This window comes from Nocardia sp. CA-107356 (genome assembly GCF_050946365.1).
Classification (GTDB): Bacteria; Actinomycetota; Actinomycetes; order Mycobacteriales; family Mycobacteriaceae; genus Nocardia.
The window spans coordinates 9,507,356-9,526,119 of record NZ_CP191992.1; the positions used below are offsets into that span (position 1 = coordinate 9,507,356).

Here is an 18,764-nt window from a genome sequence, read left to right on the forward strand (position 1 = left end):
TACAACGAGCTTTATGACGTCCGCGTAGTAGGCCGCGCTGCCGAGCTACCGGACTGAGGCTGCGAGTACGTCACGTACTGAATCGACTTGCGACACGCGATTCGCTCCTTGGTGAAGTACACGATGCGTCCCGACAGGAACGCGCATCCAGGCTGGCCGACAGCTGCAGCATCGACCGGACCGAACAAGACGTCATTTGGTACCGCGGAAGGCGTCAGTTACATTACCGCTGGCTACCAGACGATCTCGGCCGGAACAAGAACATTTAGAAGACAACTTTCCTGTTTGAGTAAGCGTCTGAGAACTGTGCCAGGTACGGGCGAGTCGGTGTGACATGACGGCGATCATGGCGATGTAGACGATGGCTTCGTGGTGGTCGGGTCGGGTTTCGTGGTCGCGGACGCAGCGGCGTTGATCGGGGCCGGCGGGTTAGCCCATCGAGGATGCGCTTGAGTACGCAGAACGTACGCAGCATTACCATTCGAGGCCCACAAAGACCGATTCAGCAAACCTCGAAAGCTCAGGTGGGGATGGTGAAGTCCGCGCGGCGCGCCCGCCGCCGAATTCACCCGCCATCCAACCAGCGCACAACACCACGACAATGGCGGGCCGCGCGGCGGGCGCGGACAAATCACAGATCGCGGAGGTCGCGATGGTCGCCGCGGCGGTGTGTGCGGGCGGCGCCGCCGCGCATGGCTTGATGGCGCTGAGGTTGTTCGAGGAACCCCTGTCAGCAACCCCAACCGAGCCCAGCGATGACTTTCGCGGTCAGCTCGCCTCTGTATAGGTATGAGCTCATCGCACCAGTTTCAGACCACGGCGGTAGTCACCGGAGCCGGCCGCGGCTTCGGATCGGCGATCGCCGCCGCGCTGATCGACCAAGGTCACCAGGTCGTCGGCGTTGCGCGCACCGCCGGCGCGGTCGCGGACGTGCACCGACGATTGGGCGCGGCGTTCGTCCCGGTGGCCGCCGACGCGACCGATGCGGAGACCGCCCGCACTCTGATCGAGCAACACCAACCGATGGTGCTCGTGCTCAATGCGGGCGCGACACCCGCCATCGGTCCGGTGCACGAACAGTCGTGGGAATCGTTCAGCCGCAACTGGCAGGTCGATACCCAACACGCTTTCCACTGGATCCGCGCGGGGCTACGCCACCCTTTGGCACCGGGCAGCCTGGTGGTGGCGATATCCAGTGGCGCCGCGCTGGGCGGCTCGCCGCTCAGCGGCGGATATTCAGGCGCGAAGGCGATGATCCGCTTTCTCGCCGGATACGCCGCCGAGGAGTCCCGCCGCGCCGAGCTCGGCATCCGCTTCGCCACCGTGCTGCCGCAGCTGACGCCTGCCACCGACCTCGGCGCCGCCGCAGTGGAGGCATACGCCTTGCGCCAAGGAATCGACGCCACCACATTCGCGGCAGCACTCGAACCGCTTCTCACGCCAGCCATCGTCGGCGCCGAGATCGCGCGGCTGTGCCGGGACACCGACAACCAGGACGAGCACCGGGTGTACCAGCTCACCGGCCACGGACTTCACGCGTTGGCGTGAACAACAGAAAGAGAAGGTTATGTTGCTGGAAAACAAGAACGTCGTCGTCTACGGCGCGGGCGGAGCGGTCGGCAGCGCAGTCGCCCGCGGCTTCGCCCACGAAGGTGCCAGGGTCTTTCTGACCGGGCGAAATCTCGACATCATCGACACGGTCGCGAAGGAGATCTCCGCCTCGGGTGGAGCGGTCGAGACCGCTGTGGTGGACGCCGGGGACGAGAAAGTCGTGACCGAGCACTTGGACGCGGTCGTCGCCGACGCGGGCAGCATCGACGTGTCGTTCAACGCGATCGGAATCTCGCCGGTGGGATTGCAGGGCATCCCGCTCACCGAACTGCCGGTCGAGAATTTCCTGCGCCCGATCACCACGTATGCCCAGGCTCATTTCATCACCGCGAAATCCGCCGCGCGGTACATGATCGCCCGGCGGTCGGGGGTGATCATGATGCACACACCCGAACCGGCCCGCCTGCCGCTGCCCCTGGTGGGCGGCATGAGCGTCGGCTGGGCGGCGATGGAAGGTCTCAACCGGGCGCTGTCGGCCGAATGGGCACAGCACGGTGTTCGCGCGATCTGTCTGCGCACCACGGGCATGGTGGAGACACCGGTCATCGACGTCGTGTACGGGCTGCACGCCGACGCGCTGGGGATCACCAAGGAGCAGTTCACTGCGCTCGCGGGTGGGATGAGCCACCGCAAGCACCCGACCACGCTGGCCGAACTCACGGAAGCGGCGGTGTTCCTCGCCTCCGACCGGGCATCCGCGATGACCGGCACCGTCGCCGACCTGACCGGCGGAATCATCGTCGACTGACCCCGACTCGCCCCGACCGCGATACCGGCGGCCGGGGTCATCCCTACAGAGGAGCAACAGCAATGAACGATCTACTCGCGAACGCCGTCGCAGCGCACGGTGGCGTGGACCGGTGGAACCGAATCCACACCATCGCCGTCGACGCCGCGATCACCGGGGCCTTCTGGCAGATCAAAGGACAAGGCGACGCGCTGAGGAACATCCGCTTCGAGGTGGACACCACGCGGGAGCTGTTGACGATGGACTTCGTCGGTCAGGACCGACGGTCGGTCTTCGAGCCCGACCGAGTCGTCCTGCAACAGCCGGTCGGCACGGTTGTCGACGCGCGCGACGACCCGGAACGGTCGTTCGACGGCCACCAGTTCGAGACGCCGTGGGACGACCTGCATCTCGCGTACTTCACCGGGGAAGCACTATGGACGTACCTGAATACGCCGTTCCTGTTCACCTGGCCGGGTTTCGTCTGCGAAGAGATCGCCCCGATCGAGGTCGACGGTGAAACATGGCGTCGGCTGAAAGTGATCTTCCCAGACCACATCAGGAGCCACACCCGCACGCAGGTGTTCTGCTTCGGCCCGGACGGGTTGCTGCGCCGCCACGACTTCACCATCGACATCGTCGGCCGTACGGTCGAGTCACAGCTTCACGCCGCCGACTACCGCGACGTCGACGGCATCATCATCCCCGCCACCCGACGGGCCTACGCCGATATGGGCGACGACCAGATCGTCTTCGTTGCCATCGACATCGCCGACATCGCCGTCCACTGATCCGAATTCCTTCTCACAGGGGACATCACGATGAACAACACCTACCGGGCCCCGGTCGTCACGCCGGCGGAGTGGGAGGCCGCGCGCCTGCGCCTGTTGGCGAAGGAAAAGGAGCTGACTCGCGCCCGGGACGCGTTGGCCGCGGACCGCAGGCGGATGCCGTGGCTGAAGGTGGACCAGGACTCCCCCGACGGATACCCCCAGGTACCGCGATATTCGTGGCTGAACCGGTACGACGAATACGGCCCGACCGAGCCGTCCGGCCACCCTGTCACCACTGAATCGGCCGTCGGCGCGGGGGCGGGGTCGTATGCCTGGCGACATCCGCTCGCGTCCGGTGAGTCCTTCGGCCGGGCCGGGATGTGGATACTCGACGAATTCGTCAGTGCCGCTGCCGAAATGGGGACCGATCCGCGCCGACTCCGAAACACCCGCGCGGTCGCGGCGCAGCAGGCGATCGAAGGGGGCGGTGTGGCGGCTTGTGTCTCGGTCTCGGTTCTATTGCCTCCAGCGCTCTCGACCGCAGCCGATCACGCGCTCAGCGGCATGGCAGGATGATTTCGTGGGTCGAAGAGTTCGACTGCGCGGCAGCGTGTTTCGATGTCCGGGAGTCGGTGGAACGGCGTCACCGACTCCGTTCAGCGGCGCCGAATTCGTCTAGGAGCCACCGCGCCGATTCAGCCGCGACCCGCAGTGACAGATCAGGCCCGCTGGACATACACACCACGATGTAACACACCTCCCGGGGCGGGTATCCCGCCAGCATAGTTTTCTCAACCATGACGCCGGTAATGCGATCGCGGGACAGCTCGCCGCACGGTGCGCCCGGCCGCCAGCCCCTTCGGGCCGCGAAGAACAACACCCGCTGCGACGTCACCGCAACAATGAATGCCGGGCGAAGTCGTAGTCCCTGCGATCGACCCGCCGCTCGTGCCCTCCGGCGCCGGCCCAGTGCTCGCAACAACGAGACAGGCCAGATGATGTAGTAGCCACCCCCGTCACCCCAGTTCGACACCGTTGCCGAGAGCGTTGTCAGCAGTTGTTCGCCTGGCTCCAAGGCTGGCTCGACGGCGCGCTGAGCGTCCGGCTCATTCCTGCGGGACATGGTGTGATGATCCCAGACGGACCCGGGTTCGGTTGCGGGCTTTGGTGATTCCGGCCACGTCCGCATGGCGGATCTCGCACTGATCGAGAAGTCTTCGGCCCGGCGAGGACACCTGGGGAACCCGCGCTTGCGCAGTTCAGGCGTAGTCCGGTCGCTAGCCGAGCGTTCGGTATCCGGGGTGGACGCCCGGAGTCAGATCGCGGGCCGCGGCCAGTTTTGTGAGCAGTACGGCGAGTTGCTCGTACTCATCGTCGGTCAGCCCTTCGAAGAGCTCGGTCTCATGTGCGACAGCCAGTTTCGCCATGCGCGCGAGCAGCTTTCCGCCCTCCGGGGTGAGGTGTAGTTCGTGATTGCGGCGGTCGGTCGCGCTGCGGCGTCGCTCGATCCACCCCTTGCGATCGAGCGGATCGATCAATGCCACCACCCGGCTCGGCACCACGCCCAACTCGGCGGCCAGTGACCGCTGGCTGCGGCCCGGCTCGGCCGCGATCAATCGCAGGATGCCGACTTCCGGTGGTGTGAGGCCGATTTCGGCAACGCGCTCGGCAAAGCGCCCGCCCGCGTACCCGCCCAGCTGCGCGAGTTGGAACGACGCCGCCCGCATGGGGCGGTTCGGCTGCGCTTTCCCTGAATCCTCTTGCTCCGCCTCGACCACGGAGTTATCGTACACATCGGAAAATCGTTCACTTCAGAGAATGATTCACTTATGAGAATGGATTGCCATGGCTATAGCAGCCGCATCCCCCATCGAGAACTCCGCTCGCCCCCTCGAACCGCCGCTCGGCGCGCTCGGGGCCGCGTTCGCCGGACTCTTTGTGGCCGGACTCGTCGTCAGCACTGTTCGCGCTGGCGGAAGCCCATTTCCCTCGCCTTTCGCGTCCGCGGACGACGCGCTGACCTACTTCCGCGACCACCCCGCGGCCGTACGCACCGGTGCGGTGCTGCAATACGCGAGCGCCATTCCGCTCACGCTCTATGTGGCGGCCGCTGTCGCCCGGCTGCGGCGGCACGCCGAGGGCTTCGGACCCGCCCTGACCGCATTGGGCGGCGGGCTCGCGGCGGTGTTCCTGCTCTGCTCGGGCACGGTCAGCTGGGTGCTGACGGTGTCGGAGGTGACCGCCGACCCGGCCACCGTGCGGGCGCTGCACACCCTCGCCTTCCTGTCCGGCGGTCCGGCGAATGTGATGGCGACCGGCCTGCTCATCGCTGGCATTTCGATCAGCGTGTCGCCGCGAAAAGCGCTCGCGCCGTGGCTGATCCGAGCCGGGCTGGCGATCGCCTTTGTCGCCGTGCTCACCACCGTCGCACTGACTGTCACCGCCGCCGCCTTCTTGCTGCCCATCGCCCGCTTCACGGGTATGGCGTGGCTGATCACCGCCGGATTCCGGCTTCCGCGCTCGTAATCCGATACGTTCCGACGATTTACAGGAGTTGTCATGACTAGCGAACTCACCGCCAAGTTGGTCCGTTTCCAGAAGCCCGAGCTATCACTGCCGTATCTCAACGGCATAGCCGCAGCGCACATCGCGGCGCTCTTCGGGCTCGAGGCCGACGAATATCGTTCCCTTCTGGACGATCTGGAGACTCGGGCGCGGGCCGCGGCGGTCGATCTGCTCACCGAGCCGGAGGTCGCCACGCAGGTCAACCGGCTGCCGTTCGCGCCGGAGGCGCGGGTGGTCGCGCTCGGCGAGAGCAGTACCGCCGATCGGCTGTCGTGGTTCGAGATCCTGCGGCATCTGGTGCAACTGCAGCGGCCCGAGGACGGGATCGAGTTCACCAATCTGGCCATCGCCGGAGCCACCACCACGCAGATTCTGAAGAGTTCCGGGGCACTCGGGTTCCAGCGACCCGACTGGGTGTTGTGCCAGCTGGGCGCGAACGACGCGCAACGGGTGGGCGAGAACGAGCCACGGGTGGTCAGCGCCGAGGAAACGGTGCGGAATTTCGACCTGCTGCGCAAGCAGGCAGCCGCCGCCCGCTGGGTCTGGCTCACGCCCACCGATATCGACGAGGCGCTGCTGGCCGAGTTCCCGCCGTTCCGGGCAGCCGGGATCAGTTGGCGGGCAAAGGATCACGCGGAGACCGCGACGGTGCTCGACGCACGACCGGAAGTCGTGATCGATACCCTCTCGGCCACCCGTCCCAGGCCCGAGCGGCGGCTCTTCGAACCGGACGGGGTGCATCTCACCCCAGCCGGACAGGTAGCCGTGGCGCGGGCCGTACTGGCCGAGCTGGCCCGCCTGGATTGAGGGATACCATGCGATTCAATGCTTTTCTTATCGCGTCGGTGATCGCGGTTGGGGTGTGCGCCGCCCCGGCCGACGCCGCGCCGGAGGTCCCCGACGCGGGGACCGATATCACCGCCACCACTGTCGGTGATTCGGCCCAGATCACGATCAGCGACGGTGCGATCATCCTGCGCGACGGTGTGCTCACCCTCGAAGGACCCGATCACACCGCGCTGTCACAGGCCGAAATGTCTTTCCGGGTAGATGATTTCGCGTTCCCGATCGAGGCGGTCGTCGCCGATCGCACAGTGACGCTCACCCCCCGACTCGACGTGGAGCACGCGGTCTACGCCCCGGTCAGCTTGCCGTTCGAGGATTCCGCACCGTTCACCACGCCATATCAGCGCGAGACCGCGGCGTGGAATCGACTGACGAGCACCATCGCGCTGGGTGTCACGCTGGGCACGCTGGTCGGCGGAATCGGTGGCGCGGCAGTAGGTTGCGCACTCGGCGCGGTGGCGGGCGCGACGGTGGCGGCGGCCACCATCGTCGGACTGTTCGGGTCGTTCCTGCCCGCGGCGGCGGTGGGGTGCCTCGGTGGCGTGCTCGCCATCGGGGCGCTGGGGACGGTCGCGGGACAGCTGCTGATAGCCGCGCCGGTCGCGATGTTGGCAGCAGTCCAGTACTTCACCACCATTACCGCGCCGATGCCGTAGCGATCGGCGGAGGTGAGTGCGGGGCAGTGTGAGCAGGGCGCAGAGGTGGATGCCTTTGCGCGCGAACCGCAGAGATCGGCGTGCTCGATGATCGATCCGCGATGGTCGAGTCCATCTCGGCCTCTTGCCTTTTCGATCGAATAGGACGAGTCGGGCCCGGCGAATCACCGGGCCCGACCGGCGCTCGAATGTCAGTAGCGCCGATGAACGGGATGCCATCGGGGCGGGCCAGCAACAGAACGTGCCAATCGAATACGGACACAGCCGAGCGCTATAGCCGCAAAGAGTAGCGCCGCAGCAAATTGAACAGCAATCTTTCAGAATATTGAAGGAGGAACGATTTGCTGGACAGCGAATCACTTACCAGGACACACGTACAGGTACTTTCGGCTTGCCCCCTGGAAGTACCGCACCCATCGGCGAGTTCACCCCATAGACCATCTCGTAGCAATTAAAGGGCTAAAGACATCGGCCGGTGGCCTCAGTCGGATAACCGAACATGCCGATGTCCACATGCGCGCTCGTACCGCACCAGCTTTGCGGACCGGTTACCCAGCGCGCCCGGCGCGCACGTCGGCCGCGCCGGGCACCTGGCGGATGGATCAGCGGAGCGGACTGCGCGGCCGCACGCTCGCACGATGCGGGGTGACCCCGACCAATGCGTCGGAAAGCAGTTCGGTCAGGCCGACTTCGACCTTCTCGCTCGTCAGCAGCAGACCGCTCGTCAACGCCTCGGCAGAGGTTCTTCCAATGCCCTGTAGTCGAGCCGTCCCGCTCGTCAAACCCTCTATACGAACCGGGCAAACGTAGTCCACATCGGTGAACGGATCTCGTTGTGGCGCACCGACAGTGACCCGGACTATGTTGCCGCGGACACTCAACTGCCTGGTTGCCAGGACCACACTTTCCCCGAGAGTCATAGCGGCACACTATGGATCAGTGGGCGGCTGGCGAAATTCACTCGGCGTGGCGACACGCGGTGTCTGGCAATTCGGCAGCACACGCGCGTATTCGAAAGGCACAGCCGAATCGCTATGTCGAGAGCTGCGGCACCTCGGTGCGGCGACGGCGGATACGCCAGCGTGTGGCCAGGAAGCCAGCACCGAGGACCACCACGGCCGCGACGACCGCTCCGACCGCTGCGGCACCTCGGAATCCCGGTGCGTCGACATCGAGAATCCGCTGGCCCGCATGCGCCCCATTGCCATCGCCCCGCACAATGGTGAGCGTCATCAAGTTCGGGATCGCGGTCGCCACCGCGGCAGCCGCGGATACCGCCGCGAGGTATCTGCCGTATCGCCGACGCCAGACCAGTGTCGCGATCAGCACCAGTACCAGCGGCACCGCTGTGCACAACGTGCCGAATGTCAGACCCCACCCGATGCCCTTGGCGAAACTCCCCTGCGCGAGATCCGCGATCCGCTGCGCCCACCAGCGCGGAATGAATGCCGCCAGCAGGAAATACGAGGCGACCAACACCACGGCCGCAACCAGCAGTGCAATGATCCGATTCCGCCAGCGCGGCATTCGACTGTCGGCCGCCTCGTTCTGCGTAGTCATAACCAAAATTATGCTCGCTTGCGCGTATCTCATTCGGTCGCAAGTTGTTCCACGAGCGTGCCGAGCAGCGACGGGAGTTCCGGTTGCCTCATGAGCAACAGGACGGCCCGCAGCACGGCGCCGCCGAATCCTCGGTCGGCTGCCGAACCGGTTTGACGGCCTTGACGATCGCCGAATGCATGCCGTCCGCCACGCAATGGGTTGGGGTGATCTCGATATCGGTGAACCCGGCCGCGGCCAGCCCGGTGCGGTATTCGGCGAATGAGAGCGCACCGGCGATGCAGCCGACATAGTCGCCACGTTCCGCGCGCTGCCGCACCGACAGGTCGTCCTCGGCGACAACGTCGGCGATTCCGATCCGCCCGCCGGGCACGAGTACGCGGGCCATCTCGGCGAATACGGCGGGTTTGTCGACCGACAGGTTGATCACGCAGTTGGAGATCACCACGTCGACGCTGTTGGCGGGCAACGGGATCGCCTCGATCGTTCCTTTCCGGAACTCCACATTCGCGACGTCGGCCTTTGCGGCGTTCTCCCGCGCCAGGGCCAGCATCTCCTCGGTCATATCGACCCCATACGCCTTGCCGGTCGGCCCGACGCGGCGCGCCGACAGCAGGACATCGATTCCGCCGCCGGAACCCAGATCCAACACCCGCTCGCCTTCGCGGAGTTCGGCGACCGCGGTCGGGTTGCCGCATCCCAGTGACGCGGCGATCGCGGCGATCGGAAGTCGGTCGCGGTCGGCGGCCGCGTAGCGGCTGGCACCGAAATTGGCGTCGACCTCTACCGAGCCGCTGCCGCAACAATCGTTGGCGACACCGCCGTCGGCGACCGCGGTCGCGGCCTGGGCATAGCGCGCCCGCACGGTCTCCCGGAGTTCGTTGCGCTGATCTGTCATGACACACCCCTAGCTGGCAGGTTCGCCCGGTAGCAGAAGGTCCTCTACCTGGCTGTATTGATGAATGTCAATACAGCTTGCGCCACTGAATCGACAAATGTCAATATAGATGGGTGTCGAAACAAGATTTGCCGGTGATCGGCTCCACCAACTGCTGCGCGCCGATCTCGACCACCCCCTTGGACCACGAGACGGCGACGGAACTGGCGCTGGCGTTCAAGGCGTTGGCCGATCCGGTCCGGCTGCGGCTGCTGTCGTTGATCGCCTCCCGCCCCGGCAAGGAGGTCTGCGTCTGCGAGTTGACCCCGCAGTTCGAGTTGTCCCAGCCCACCATCTCCCACCACCTCAAGGTGCTGCGCGAGGCCGCCCTGATCGACTGCGAACGTCGCGGCACCTGGGTTTACTACTGGGCGATCCCGAAAGTGCTGCAAAGACTTTCGGCCGTCCTGGGCGCCGCAGACGCCGGACCTGTTACCGCGGCCGACTGAGCGCCCATAGAACACGTTCTAGACAGATTGGACGCTTTGTCTTACGCTCGGAGCATGACGACAGAGTTGTCTCACCTGCCGCATTTCGAGTTGCGATCCGCGGAAACCTGGCGGAACCCGTGGCAGATGTATGCCGAGCTACGTGCACACGACCCGGTGCATCACGTTGTTCCCCAGGATGATCCGGCGAGCGACTATTACGTCCTGTCCCGCTACGCGGATGTGCATGCCGCCGCGCGGGATGTCGCGACGTTCTCTTCGGCGAACGGCTTGACCGTCGACTACCAGGATCTCGGCGAAATCGGCCTGCCCGAGCCGCGACCGTTCGTCTTCACCGACCCGCCGGACCACACGACCTTCCGCAAACAGGTCATGAAGGGTTTCACGCCACGCCAGGTGCGTTCGGTCGAACCACAGGTGCGCGCATTCGTCGTCGAGCGACTGGAGCGACTGCGCGCGGCGGGCGAGGGCGATATCGTCGTCGAACTGTTCAAACCACTGCCGAGCATGGTGGTCGCACATTATCTCGGTGTGCCGGAACCGGATCGGCCGAAATTCGACGAGTGGACCGATCTCATCATGACCGCCTCCGCGGGCGGCAGTCCGCTCGATGCCCAAGAGGCCATCGGTGAATTGATGCAGTACTTCACCCAGTTGATCGAACGCCGCCGCGCCGAGCCTGCCGACGATACGATCTCGCACCTGGTCGCTTCGGGAATGGGCGCGGACGGCGACTACGCGGGCATCATCTCGATTCTCGGATTCGCCTTCACCATGATCACCGGCGGAAATGACACCACCACCGGCAATCTCGGCGGTGCGGTGCAACTACTCACCGAGCGTCCGGATCAGCGTCGGCTGCTGATCGAGAATCCGGCACTCATTCCGGACGCGGTCGAGGAATTCCTGCGACTCACCTCGCCTGTGCAGGGCTTGGCGCGAACCCTGGTACACGACATCGAGATTCACGGCACCACGATTCCCGCCGGACGTCGTGCGCTGCTGCTGTATGCGTCGGCGAATCGGGACGAACGCGAATTCGGTCCGACCGCGAGCGAACTCGATGTGCTTCGCCGCCCCAAGCAGATCTTGACCTTCAGTCACGGCAACCATCACTGCCTCGGCGCGGCCGCCGCGCGCATGGTCGCGTGCGTCGCGCTCGAGGAATTGCTTTCGCGCTGCCCGGACTTCGTTGTCGATATCGACCGAGTCCGTTACGCCCCTGGCAGTTATGTGCGCTGGCCGGACCGCGTGCCGTTCCAGGTGTCTCCATGATGGCAGCATCGCGCGGCGATTCGATGTGCGGTGGTGGCCGGGAGACGGGTGGGCGACCAGCATTGCGCGGCGATTCGATGAAGGTGGTGGCCAGGTGACGGGCGGGCCCGGAGATTGGTTGCGCCCCAGGCGCGCCGATATCGCGGCCGAACAAATTCTCGATGCCGCCGCGCAGCTGTTCGTCGAGCGTGGCGTCACGAATACCGGCATGGGCGATGTCGCGAAGGCCGCGGGCTGCTCGCGAGCCACCCTGTATCGCTACTTCCCGAACCGCCAGGCCCTGCGAATCGCATTCGTACATCGCGAGGCTCGCCGAGTTGGGGTCGCGGTCGCCGAGCAGGCTCGCGATATCACCGATCCGGGTGCGCGCCTCGTGACCGTCATGCTCGCATCGCTGCGCGAAGTCCGCGCCGATCCGACACTCATCGCCTGGTTCACCGCGGGCGATGCGGGCATTGCCAATGAAATCGGCCAATCCTCCGAGGTCATCGAGGCCATTGCGGCAGGTCTGTTGCCACCGACCGCCGATCCGGACCGTCCCCGCCTGGCTCGCTGGCTGGCTCGCATCATCATGTCGCTGCTCACCGCTCCCGGCCGCGACGACGCCGACGAGCGTGCCATGCTCGAACAGTTCGTCGCCCCGGTCGTCACCGGCGAGTTCGTGAACTGACTTCCCACCCTTGACGTGGAGCACACTCCAGGTCGTAGCGTCGAGGATGTGAGTCACTCGATCGTCGACCAAGGAGGAGAGCCCCGCATGATTCCCACCAGGAAGCTCGGCCAGCTGACCGTCAGCGCACAGGGACTGGGCTGCATGGGCATGAGCCAGGCATACGGCGTCCGCGATAACGACGACGAATCCATTGCCACCATCCACCGCGCGCTGGATCTGGGGGTAACCCTGCTGGACACCGCGAATGTCTACGGACCGGAGACCAACGAGCGGCTGGTGGGCAAGGCCATCGCCGACCGCCGCGATCAGGTCGTACTGGCAACCAAGTTCGGCATCGTATGGGGCGAGGACGGGTCGATGGGCGCCCGCGGCGATGCGGCGTACGTCGAGCAGAGCTGTGACGCGTCGCTGGCCCGGCTCGGTGTCGACCACATCGACCTCTACTACCAGCACCGCGTGGACCCGAACGTTCCGGTCGAGGAGACCTGGGGCGCGCTGTCCGAGCTGGTGCAAGCAGGAAAGGTGCGCTACCTCGGCATTTCGGAGGCCTCGGCGGCGACCATCCGTCGCGCGCACGCGGTTCATCCCGTGACCGCCCTACAGAGCGAATGGTCGCTGTGGACCAGGGATATCGAGGCCGAGGTGCTGCCGACCTGCCGTGAACTCGGCATCGGCATCGTGCCGTTCTCTCCGCTCGGCCGCGGTTTCCTGACCGGCGCGATCACCTCCACCGACGATCTGCCCGCCGACGATATGCGCCGCCGCCTACCGCGATTCGCCGGGGACAACCTCGACCGCAACCTCGCCATTGTCGCGGCACTGCGCGAACTGGCCGCCGAAAAGGACATCACCGCAGGGCAATTGGCCCTCGCCTGGGTGCAGAGCCGCGGCGATGATGTGGTCCCCATCCCGGGCACCAAACGCCGCACCTACCTCGAGGAAAACGTCGCCGCCGTCGAGATCACGCTGACCGCAGACGATCTCGCCCGCATCGACGCCGCCGCCCCGGCAACCGCATTCGCGGGGGAGCGGTATCCGGAACACCTCGCGAGGGCCGCCGGTCGCTGACGCTGGTCACAGCCTATTTCGACGGGTGCCGGACGGCGCGTCGGAGGAACCGATTACGATCTTTCCGCTTTTGCTTGTTCTCAGCCGCTCCATCAGGTCACAACCGATCAACAGGAGAAGGTAATTACATGGCAATTTCCCGGAAGGTCGCGACAGCATCCGTTGCCGTCGCCGCACTCGCCACAACGGTCTTCGGTGCTGCGCAGGCGTCGGCCGATCCGATCGCCGGAGGCTGCTCGGGCGGTCAGTTCGATTTCACCACCAGTCCGCTGAGCATGGTGAGCAGGCCGACCACGGCGACATGGAGCGGCAATCTCACCGGCTGCACGAACACGCCCGCACCCACCGCTACGGTCAGCGGCACCTTCGAAGGCACCGGCAGTTGCTTGGACGTCGCCGGCAATATCGACGGTTCGATCAACTGGTCGAATGGTCAGGTCAGTCGGATCCGCGGCCCCTGGCATGTCCCCGGAGGTGTCGGTGCCGCATCGACCAATACCGTGGTCATTGTCGAAGGCCCCGGCGCCGGTACGCAGATGGCCGTCGACAACGGCGGCATCATCAACGCGACGGCGATGACCGCACCGTGTCTCACAGGCGATGTTCGCGGCGCCTCCGTCGCGATCACCGCGGTTCGCTTCAGCTGACCCCGTGCTCGATCGAATGGGTGCCGAGCCTCTCGGCTCGGCACCCGTTCGCCGCTGAAAGTCGCCCGGACGGGCACGAGCAGCCCAGCTGTGGGCACCGCGGCCGCCCTGGCCTCGATTCGTGGTTCGCGCAGTGGCACGACCCGCTGGTCGTCGAGTTCGAGTTTCGTCGGCAACGCCGAACACCGAGCGGGGTCTCCCACGACCTCGGCTTCGGCGGCGGAGATCGGGTTGCTACCGGCCGGAGCCGCTGGACGAGAGGGTGATCAGGTAGCAGGTCAGGTCGGGGGTCGGCGTGGTGCAGACCTGCCAGACCGGGGTCGCCTGCTCGACGGGTTCGGCAGGTTCGAGGGTGATGGCCGAGGCCGGAACGGCGGCGGCCATGGGGGCCATCAGCAACGCGCCGATGAAGAGTCCGGCACGTAGACGGGTACGCATATGTCGATCCTTTCCGAACGGCGAGGGGCCACCGTTCATCGGGACGCTATCGAGCCGACGATCTCGACGGACAGACCAAAGAAGACGTGCCCCCGGAACCGGGGCCAGCACACCACGTACTCGAAACACCATGTGGCAGTGGGTATTCACCGTGACGACGAGCCTGCGATAGCGGCCCCGTGCCGAAGCTCACGCAATGGTTCAGTGTGTTTTCGGAGCTCGACCGAGCGTGGTCATCGGCAGACCGTACCGACCACTGCACCGCAGTGATACGCAGGTCCGCGCGCTTTTCCCGGCTGTCGCGGCAGTAGGACGGCGGTACCGTGGAATGAGGCCGACCCGGCAGCTCGTCTCGGCCGGAACCGCGGGGAGGCAGCAATGGTGCGGATCGAGGGTATGCCGACACCCGATGCGGATGCGCCATGGCACGAGATCGTGCCGCAGTTGTGGATGGGCGGACATCACTACAGCAATGGCGACGGAGTGCGCGTGCCCGTGGTGGTCGGGACCGAATTCGATGTGGTGATCAGTCTGTTCCAGGCCGATGGACATGGGCCGGGTCCGGGGGTCGAACACCATCACCTCGCAATTCCGGATGCGGCGCTGCAAGCCGAGCAGTTGGCGGCGGCGCGTGAGTTGGCCGCGATCGCCGCCGCGGCCGTCCGCGCGCACCGCACGGTGATGGTGCGCTGCCATTACGGCTACAACCGGTCGGGCTTGGTGGTCGCACAGACCCTGCTCGACCTGGGCTATACGGTCGATGACGCGATCGCCCTGATCCGGCGGCGGCGCTCACCGTATGCGCTGAACAACACATTCTTCGTCAACTATTTGGCGACCGGCCTCGGCATGGCACAGGTCTTATCCGATCGACCCAGATGCCAAGTGCCCCAACCTCGGCGCTCACCAAGGCCGGGGCAATAATCTCGACGACGTCGCCGCGGATCAACGTGGCGCGTTGGCCGGATCGGCAACGGTGGGATGGGTGCCCGCACGGTGCGCCCGGCGCACATCCTCGAAGAACTCCCGCGAGAACATCGCCGACAGCACTGCGATACCCGCACGGTGCACGCGGAATTCACTCCGGTTGCTGGTGCCGGTCAGGCGGATGACACGACCCGCGGCGTCCTGGGGCCGCGCGAAATCCTTCACCCGGCCGCGCCCGGTCCACTGCAGTTCGGTCTGGTCGATGACGGCGTCATCGGGGACGAGCAACTTCACCATGGCGTGGTCGAGGTCGGCATGCACCACGATCTCGCCGTCGCCGGTGATCTGCGGCGAGCGCAGGTCGACGACGACGCTGCCGTAGCGGGCGGTGACGTCGAAGGTGTCGGCATCGGTCCAGTTGCCGAGGCGCTTGGTGGTCTCGTGGTCGACGTGGATCCGGGCGGTGGTCTTGGCGGTCATTTCTTCGATCCTTTCGGGCGGTGGCTTCCGCTGATGAACTAATAGTGGCATACATACTAGTTTCTTTGCAACTAGTACTTTCGAACCTAGTTGTCGGGATACCACTAGAATGGTCGGTATGACGGCATCGACGCAGTTCAAGCGCTCTCCCCTGGCGATGGCGCTGCTCGGCATCCTGCATCTGGAACCGATGCACCCCTATGCGATCCAGCGGCGGATCAAGGAGTGGGGCAAGGACAAGGTCGTCAATGTCGCCCAGCGTGCGGCGCTCTACAAGACGATCGGCAGGTTGCAGGAGGCCGGGCTGGTCACGGTTCGCGAGACCGGACGCGATCAGCAATATCCGGAGCGCACCGTCTACGAGATCACCGATACGGGCCGCGCGGCCTGCGCCAGCTGGTTGGCCGAGATGATCGGCGAACCGCGCAACGAATATCCGGAATTCCCTGCGGCACTGTCATTTCTGATGCTGCTCGGCCCCGATGGCGCCCGCACCGAACTGGAGCGGCGCGCAAGGTCGGTGCGCGCCGAGCTCGCCGAGATGGATACCGATGCGGCGCAGGCCGCCGCGATGCAGCTGCCCCGGGTGGTGATGCTGGAGGACGAGTATCAGCGCGCGGTCACCGAGGCCGAATTACGTTGGCTCGATGGCGTTATCGCCGATCTCGCCACGGGCACCCTCACCTGGTCCCGGGAATCCCTGCTGCCGTACCAGCAGCCCTAGCACGGACATCACCGGCCAACTTCGGCGCACGACGCGCGCGATGGCGCGTTCGGCGCGACGATGTATTGCGTGGCAGGACAATTCGTTCCGGTTCCCGACTGGTTCGCGTGGGAGAACCAGGATTGCGGGATCGCGGTCGAGGATATCGATGGTGACGGCAACCCGGATGTCGTTGTACTCATGGTGGACGATCCACAGGGTCAGAACACGGGGTCCTATCGGGTGGGCACGGGGTTGGCCACCGACGGAACGACGAAGAGCTGGGGACCGTGGCTGCCGGTGCCGGACTGGTACGGCTGGGAGAACCAGGGCACGGGCATCGCCGTCGGGGACCTGAACGGCAACGGCCGGCCCGATCTGGTGGTATTCGTCGTCGACAATCCTCCCGGCCAGAACCAGGGCTATTACCGGATCGGGCGCGATCTGGCCGCCGACGGCGCCGTGACCGGCGGCTGGACACCGTGGATCGCCGTGCCGGACTGGTACGGGTGGGAGAACCAGGGCGCCGATATCTGCCTCACGTCCATCGATGGCCAGACCACTCTGGTCGTCTTGACGGTCGACAATCCGCCGGGCCCGAACAGCGGACAGTTCCGGCTGGCCAAGGGACTGACCGTCGATGGAGCGGTCGGCGAATGGACGCCGTGGGTCGCGGTGCCCGACTGGTACGGGTGGGAGAACCAGGGCGCGGGCATCGCGGCCGCGGATCTGGACGGCGACGGCAGGCCGGAACTGATCGTCTTCGCGGTGGACAATCCCGAGGGTGTGAACGCCGGTGTGTACACCATCGGCTGGGGCCTGGAGGGGTCGGGGCACGCGGTCGACGGTTGGAGCGTGTGGACGAAGACGGACTGGGGATTCGCCGAAAACCAAGGCGCGGCACTGGCTTTGCTGCCACAAGCGGGCGCGGCACCGGAGTTGGTGGTATTCACCATCGACGCACCGGACGGCCCCAACACCGGATACCTGCGTGTGCTCGAGCTGGAGACCGATCTGACGCATGCGCCGCATATGGGCCTGTGGCGCATTCTCGATTTCGGCACCGAGATAAACCCGGTACACGCCGCCGTACTGCACACCGGTGACGTACTGTTCTTCGCCGGTTCCGGTAACGATCCGGACCAGCACGACGCGCACGAATTCCGCACGCGCGTATGGCATTACCCTCGGCCGGACCTGAGCGCACCGGCCACCCCGATCGATCTGTTCTGCGTCGGCCAGGCGTTCCTGCCGGACGGCAGACTGCTCGCGGCGGGCGGCACCGGACGCTACGACCCGTTCTACGGGCTCGAGGACGCGCTGATCTTCGATCCGGCCACGTTGACCTGGAATACCATGCCGGATATGGCTTTCGGTCGCTGGTATCCGGCACTGGCACCGCTGCCGAACGGCGATATCGTCGCGGTATCGGGCCTCGGCACCGACAATTTCCTATCCGTCATCCCCGAACTCTTCGACGCCGAAACCGAGACCTGGTCGCAGCTACCGTCTCCCGGCCCGATCCCGATGTACGGTCATCTCGTCCTGCTCGCCGACGGCAGGCTGTTCTACACCGGCGGCCAGTACGGCGCGAACAACGGTATGCGACCGTCGATCTGGGATCCGGCGACCGGTGCCACCGTGGAGGTGCCCGGCCTCACCGATCCGGGGTCCCGCAATCAGTCGACCAGCGTGCTGCTGCCACCCGCGCAACAACAGCGGGTCATGATCCTCGGCGGCGGCGGCTTCGATATGCACAGTCCCGCACCGGCTTTGGCCGATACCAGGATCGTCGACCTGACCGCGGCAGCACCGGAATACCAACCGGCGCCGCCGATGGACCACCCGAGGATGCACCTCAGCGCGGTACTGCTCCCGGACCGAACGGTGCTCGCCACCGGCGGTTCCGGGATGGAGGAGATGGCACACGCCGCGCCACCGCATGCCGAGATCTTCGATCCCGCGATGGGCAGCTGGATGCACACCGCACCGTGTCGCGTCCCCCGGCTCTACCACTCCATCGCCCTGCTCACCCCCGATGGCAAGGTGATCACCGCGGGCTCCAATCCAGCGCGCAAAACCGAGGAACTGCGCATCGAAACCTATTGGCCGCCGTATCTGTTCCAGGGCGAGCGACCGCCGCTCGCGCTGGCGACCGATACCGTCGCCTACGGCGCGACCGTTACCGCGACCACCGCCGCCACACTTCGCGAGGTGAATCTCGTCCGCCCGGGTGCGTGCACCCACTCCTCCGACAATGAGCAACGCCTGATCGATCTCGAATTCACCAGCACCGCACCGGATTCGGTGACGATTACGCTGCCGAAGAACCCGGCGCTCGCGCCACCGGGCTGGTACCTGGTGTTCGTAGTCGACGACCAGGGCGTGCCATCGACCGGACAGTGGCTGCACCTGAGCTGATCCCACCC

The 18,764-nt window shown here is 65.8% G+C and carries 20 protein-coding genes and 1 pseudogene; 15 read left to right on the forward strand and 6 right to left on the reverse strand.

Features of this window, described 5'->3' with window-relative positions:
• Positions 1–789 precede the first annotated feature (789 nt).
• The 4 genes and pseudogenes from ACQP1G_RS42690 to ACQP1G_RS42705 all read left to right on the forward strand — a co-directional run.
• Entirely contained in the window at positions 790–1,548 is a 759-nt protein-coding gene (locus tag ACQP1G_RS42690; RefSeq protein WP_433195891.1) for an SDR family oxidoreductase, read from the forward strand.
• A gap of 19 nt (positions 1,549–1,567) precedes the next feature.
• On the forward strand, positions 1,568–2,359 hold the full coding sequence (locus ACQP1G_RS42695; RefSeq protein ID WP_433195893.1) for an SDR family NAD(P)-dependent oxidoreductase: 792 nt from the start codon (positions 1,568–1,570) through the stop codon (positions 2,357–2,359).
• 62 nt (positions 2,360–2,421) lie between these two features.
• A complete protein-coding gene (locus tag ACQP1G_RS42700; protein ID WP_433195895.1) occupies positions 2,422–3,129 on the forward strand; it encodes a hypothetical protein in 708 nt (235 codons plus the stop codon).
• Between the two features lie 30 nt (positions 3,130–3,159).
• Positions 3,160–3,312: pseudogene (locus tag ACQP1G_RS42705) on the forward strand (DUF899 family protein); the annotation flags it as partial.
• 1,076 nt (positions 3,313–4,388) lie between these two features.
• On the opposite strand, the gene ACQP1G_RS42710 reads toward ACQP1G_RS42705, so the two are convergent.
• Positions 4,389–4,889, reverse strand: a complete 501-nt coding sequence (locus ACQP1G_RS42710) for a MarR family winged helix-turn-helix transcriptional regulator (RefSeq protein WP_433195897.1) — start codon at positions 4,887–4,889, stop codon at positions 4,389–4,391.
• A gap of 67 nt (positions 4,890–4,956) precedes the next feature.
• Here ACQP1G_RS42710 and ACQP1G_RS42715 point away from each other — a divergent pair, with 67 nt between their 5' ends.
• The 3 genes from ACQP1G_RS42715 to ACQP1G_RS42725 are packed head-to-tail and all read left to right on the forward strand — an operon-like array spanning position 4,957 to position 7,178.
• Entirely contained in the window at positions 4,957–5,637 is a 681-nt protein-coding gene (locus ACQP1G_RS42715) for a hypothetical protein (RefSeq protein WP_433195899.1), read from the forward strand.
• A gap of 33 nt (positions 5,638–5,670) precedes the next feature.
• The gene (locus ACQP1G_RS42720) at positions 5,671–6,483 is read left to right on the forward strand and encodes an SGNH/GDSL hydrolase family protein (RefSeq protein ID WP_433195901.1); all 813 of its coding nucleotides are present in this window, start codon (positions 5,671–5,673) and stop codon (positions 6,481–6,483) included.
• Positions 6,484–6,491: 8 nt separating this feature from the next.
• Entirely contained in the window at positions 6,492–7,178 is a 687-nt protein-coding gene (locus tag ACQP1G_RS42725) for a hypothetical protein (RefSeq protein WP_433195903.1), read from the forward strand.
• Between the two features lie 602 nt (positions 7,179–7,780).
• Here the strand turns inward: ACQP1G_RS42725 and ACQP1G_RS42730 are convergent.
• From ACQP1G_RS42730 to arsM, 3 genes are all read right to left on the reverse strand, one after another.
• Positions 7,781–8,098, reverse strand: a complete 318-nt coding sequence (locus ACQP1G_RS42730; protein ID WP_433195905.1) for a hypothetical protein — start codon at positions 8,096–8,098, stop codon at positions 7,781–7,783.
• A 112-nt stretch (positions 8,099–8,210) separates the two neighbouring features.
• Positions 8,211–8,738 (reverse strand): permease, encoded by a 528-nt coding sequence (locus ACQP1G_RS42735; protein ID WP_433195907.1) that lies wholly within the window; start codon positions 8,736–8,738, stop codon positions 8,211–8,213.
• Positions 8,739–8,826: 88 nt separating this feature from the next.
• A complete protein-coding gene (gene arsM / locus ACQP1G_RS42740; protein ID WP_433195909.1) occupies positions 8,827–9,636 on the reverse strand; it encodes an arsenite methyltransferase in 810 nt (269 codons plus the stop codon).
• Between the two features lie 113 nt (positions 9,637–9,749).
• Here arsM and ACQP1G_RS42745 point away from each other — a divergent pair, with 113 nt between their 5' ends.
• From ACQP1G_RS42745 to ACQP1G_RS42765, 5 genes are all read left to right on the forward strand, one after another.
• Positions 9,750–10,124 carry a metalloregulator ArsR/SmtB family transcription factor gene (locus ACQP1G_RS42745; protein WP_433195911.1) on the forward strand — a complete coding sequence of 125 codons (375 nt, stop codon included), beginning with the start codon at positions 9,750–9,752 and terminating at the stop codon, positions 10,122–10,124.
• Between the two features lie 54 nt (positions 10,125–10,178).
• Positions 10,179–11,399, forward strand: coding sequence for a cytochrome P450 (locus ACQP1G_RS42750; RefSeq protein ID WP_433195913.1), 1,221 nt, complete (start codon positions 10,179–10,181; stop codon positions 11,397–11,399).
• A gap of 94 nt (positions 11,400–11,493) precedes the next feature.
• Positions 11,494–12,069 (forward strand): TetR/AcrR family transcriptional regulator, encoded by a 576-nt coding sequence (locus tag ACQP1G_RS42755; RefSeq protein ID WP_433195915.1) that lies wholly within the window; start codon positions 11,494–11,496, stop codon positions 12,067–12,069.
• Positions 12,070–12,156: 87 nt separating this feature from the next.
• Positions 12,157–13,140: an aldo/keto reductase gene (locus ACQP1G_RS42760; RefSeq protein ID WP_433195917.1), complete on the forward strand. Its 984-nt coding sequence runs from the start codon at positions 12,157–12,159 to the stop codon at positions 13,138–13,140.
• 128 nt (positions 13,141–13,268) lie between these two features.
• Positions 13,269–13,787, forward strand: coding sequence for a hypothetical protein (locus ACQP1G_RS42765; protein ID WP_433195919.1), 519 nt, complete (start codon positions 13,269–13,271; stop codon positions 13,785–13,787).
• Positions 13,788–14,021: 234 nt separating this feature from the next.
• On the opposite strand, the gene ACQP1G_RS42770 is transcribed toward ACQP1G_RS42765, so the two are convergent.
• On the reverse strand, positions 14,022–14,225 hold the full coding sequence (locus ACQP1G_RS42770) for a hypothetical protein (RefSeq protein WP_433195921.1): 204 nt from the start codon (positions 14,223–14,225) through the stop codon (positions 14,022–14,024).
• 378 nt (positions 14,226–14,603) lie between these two features.
• Here ACQP1G_RS42770 and ACQP1G_RS42775 point away from each other — a divergent pair, with 378 nt between their 5' ends.
• On the forward strand, positions 14,604–15,149 hold the full coding sequence (locus ACQP1G_RS42775; RefSeq protein WP_433195923.1) for a protein-tyrosine phosphatase family protein: 546 nt from the start codon (positions 14,604–14,606) through the stop codon (positions 15,147–15,149).
• Positions 15,150–15,170: 21 nt separating this feature from the next.
• Here the strand turns inward: ACQP1G_RS42775 and ACQP1G_RS42780 are convergent, their stop codons facing one another.
• Entirely contained in the window at positions 15,171–15,632 is a 462-nt protein-coding gene (locus ACQP1G_RS42780) for a hypothetical protein (RefSeq protein ID WP_433195925.1), read from the reverse strand.
• A 118-nt stretch (positions 15,633–15,750) separates the two neighbouring features.
• On the opposite strand from ACQP1G_RS42780, the gene ACQP1G_RS42785 reads away from it, so the two are divergent.
• A complete protein-coding gene (locus ACQP1G_RS42785) occupies positions 15,751–16,356 on the forward strand; it encodes a PadR family transcriptional regulator (RefSeq protein WP_433195927.1) in 606 nt (201 codons plus the stop codon).
• Positions 16,357–16,425: 69 nt separating this feature from the next.
• Positions 16,426–18,756: a galactose oxidase-like domain-containing protein gene (locus ACQP1G_RS42790; RefSeq protein ID WP_433195929.1), complete on the forward strand. Its 2,331-nt coding sequence runs from the start codon at positions 16,426–16,428 to the stop codon at positions 18,754–18,756.
• Positions 18,757–18,764 lie beyond the last annotated feature (8 nt).

Excerpts from the sequence above, each read along its gene's own strand:
- ACQP1G_RS42780 (WP_433195925.1), bottom strand. The coding sequence starts at position 15,632 with ATGACCGCCAAGACCACCGCCCGGATCCACGTCGACCACGAGACCACC.
- ACQP1G_RS42715 (WP_433195899.1), top strand. The coding sequence starts at position 4,957 with ATGGCTATAGCAGCCGCATCCCCCATCGAGAACTCCGCTCGCCCCCTC.
- ACQP1G_RS42735 (WP_433195907.1), bottom strand. The coding sequence starts at position 8,738 with ATGACTACGCAGAACGAGGCGGCCGACAGTCGAATGCCGCGCTGGCGG.
- ACQP1G_RS42725 (WP_433195903.1), top strand. The coding sequence starts at position 6,492 with ATGCGATTCAATGCTTTTCTTATCGCGTCGGTGATCGCGGTTGGGGTG.
- ACQP1G_RS42770 (WP_433195921.1), bottom strand. The coding sequence starts at position 14,225 with ATGCGTACCCGTCTACGTGCCGGACTCTTCATCGGCGCGTTGCTGATG.
- arsM (WP_433195909.1), bottom strand. The coding sequence starts at position 9,636 with ATGACAGATCAGCGCAACGAACTCCGGGAGACCGTGCGGGCGCGCTAT.
- ACQP1G_RS42765 (WP_433195919.1), top strand. The coding sequence starts at position 13,269 with ATGGCAATTTCCCGGAAGGTCGCGACAGCATCCGTTGCCGTCGCCGCA.
- ACQP1G_RS42785 (WP_433195927.1), top strand. The coding sequence starts at position 15,751 with ATGACGGCATCGACGCAGTTCAAGCGCTCTCCCCTGGCGATGGCGCTG.
- ACQP1G_RS42695 (WP_433195893.1), top strand. The coding sequence starts at position 1,568 with ATGTTGCTGGAAAACAAGAACGTCGTCGTCTACGGCGCGGGCGGAGCG.
- ACQP1G_RS42775 (WP_433195923.1), top strand. The coding sequence starts at position 14,604 with ATGGTGCGGATCGAGGGTATGCCGACACCCGATGCGGATGCGCCATGG.
- ACQP1G_RS42760 (WP_433195917.1), top strand. The coding sequence starts at position 12,157 with ATGATTCCCACCAGGAAGCTCGGCCAGCTGACCGTCAGCGCACAGGGA.
- ACQP1G_RS42720 (WP_433195901.1), top strand. The coding sequence starts at position 5,671 with ATGACTAGCGAACTCACCGCCAAGTTGGTCCGTTTCCAGAAGCCCGAG.
- ACQP1G_RS42690 (WP_433195891.1), top strand. The coding sequence starts at position 790 with ATGAGCTCATCGCACCAGTTTCAGACCACGGCGGTAGTCACCGGAGCC.
- ACQP1G_RS42730 (WP_433195905.1), bottom strand. The coding sequence starts at position 8,098 with ATGACTCTCGGGGAAAGTGTGGTCCTGGCAACCAGGCAGTTGAGTGTC.
- ACQP1G_RS42700 (WP_433195895.1), top strand. The coding sequence starts at position 2,422 with ATGAACGATCTACTCGCGAACGCCGTCGCAGCGCACGGTGGCGTGGAC.
- ACQP1G_RS42750 (WP_433195913.1), top strand. The coding sequence starts at position 10,179 with ATGACGACAGAGTTGTCTCACCTGCCGCATTTCGAGTTGCGATCCGCG.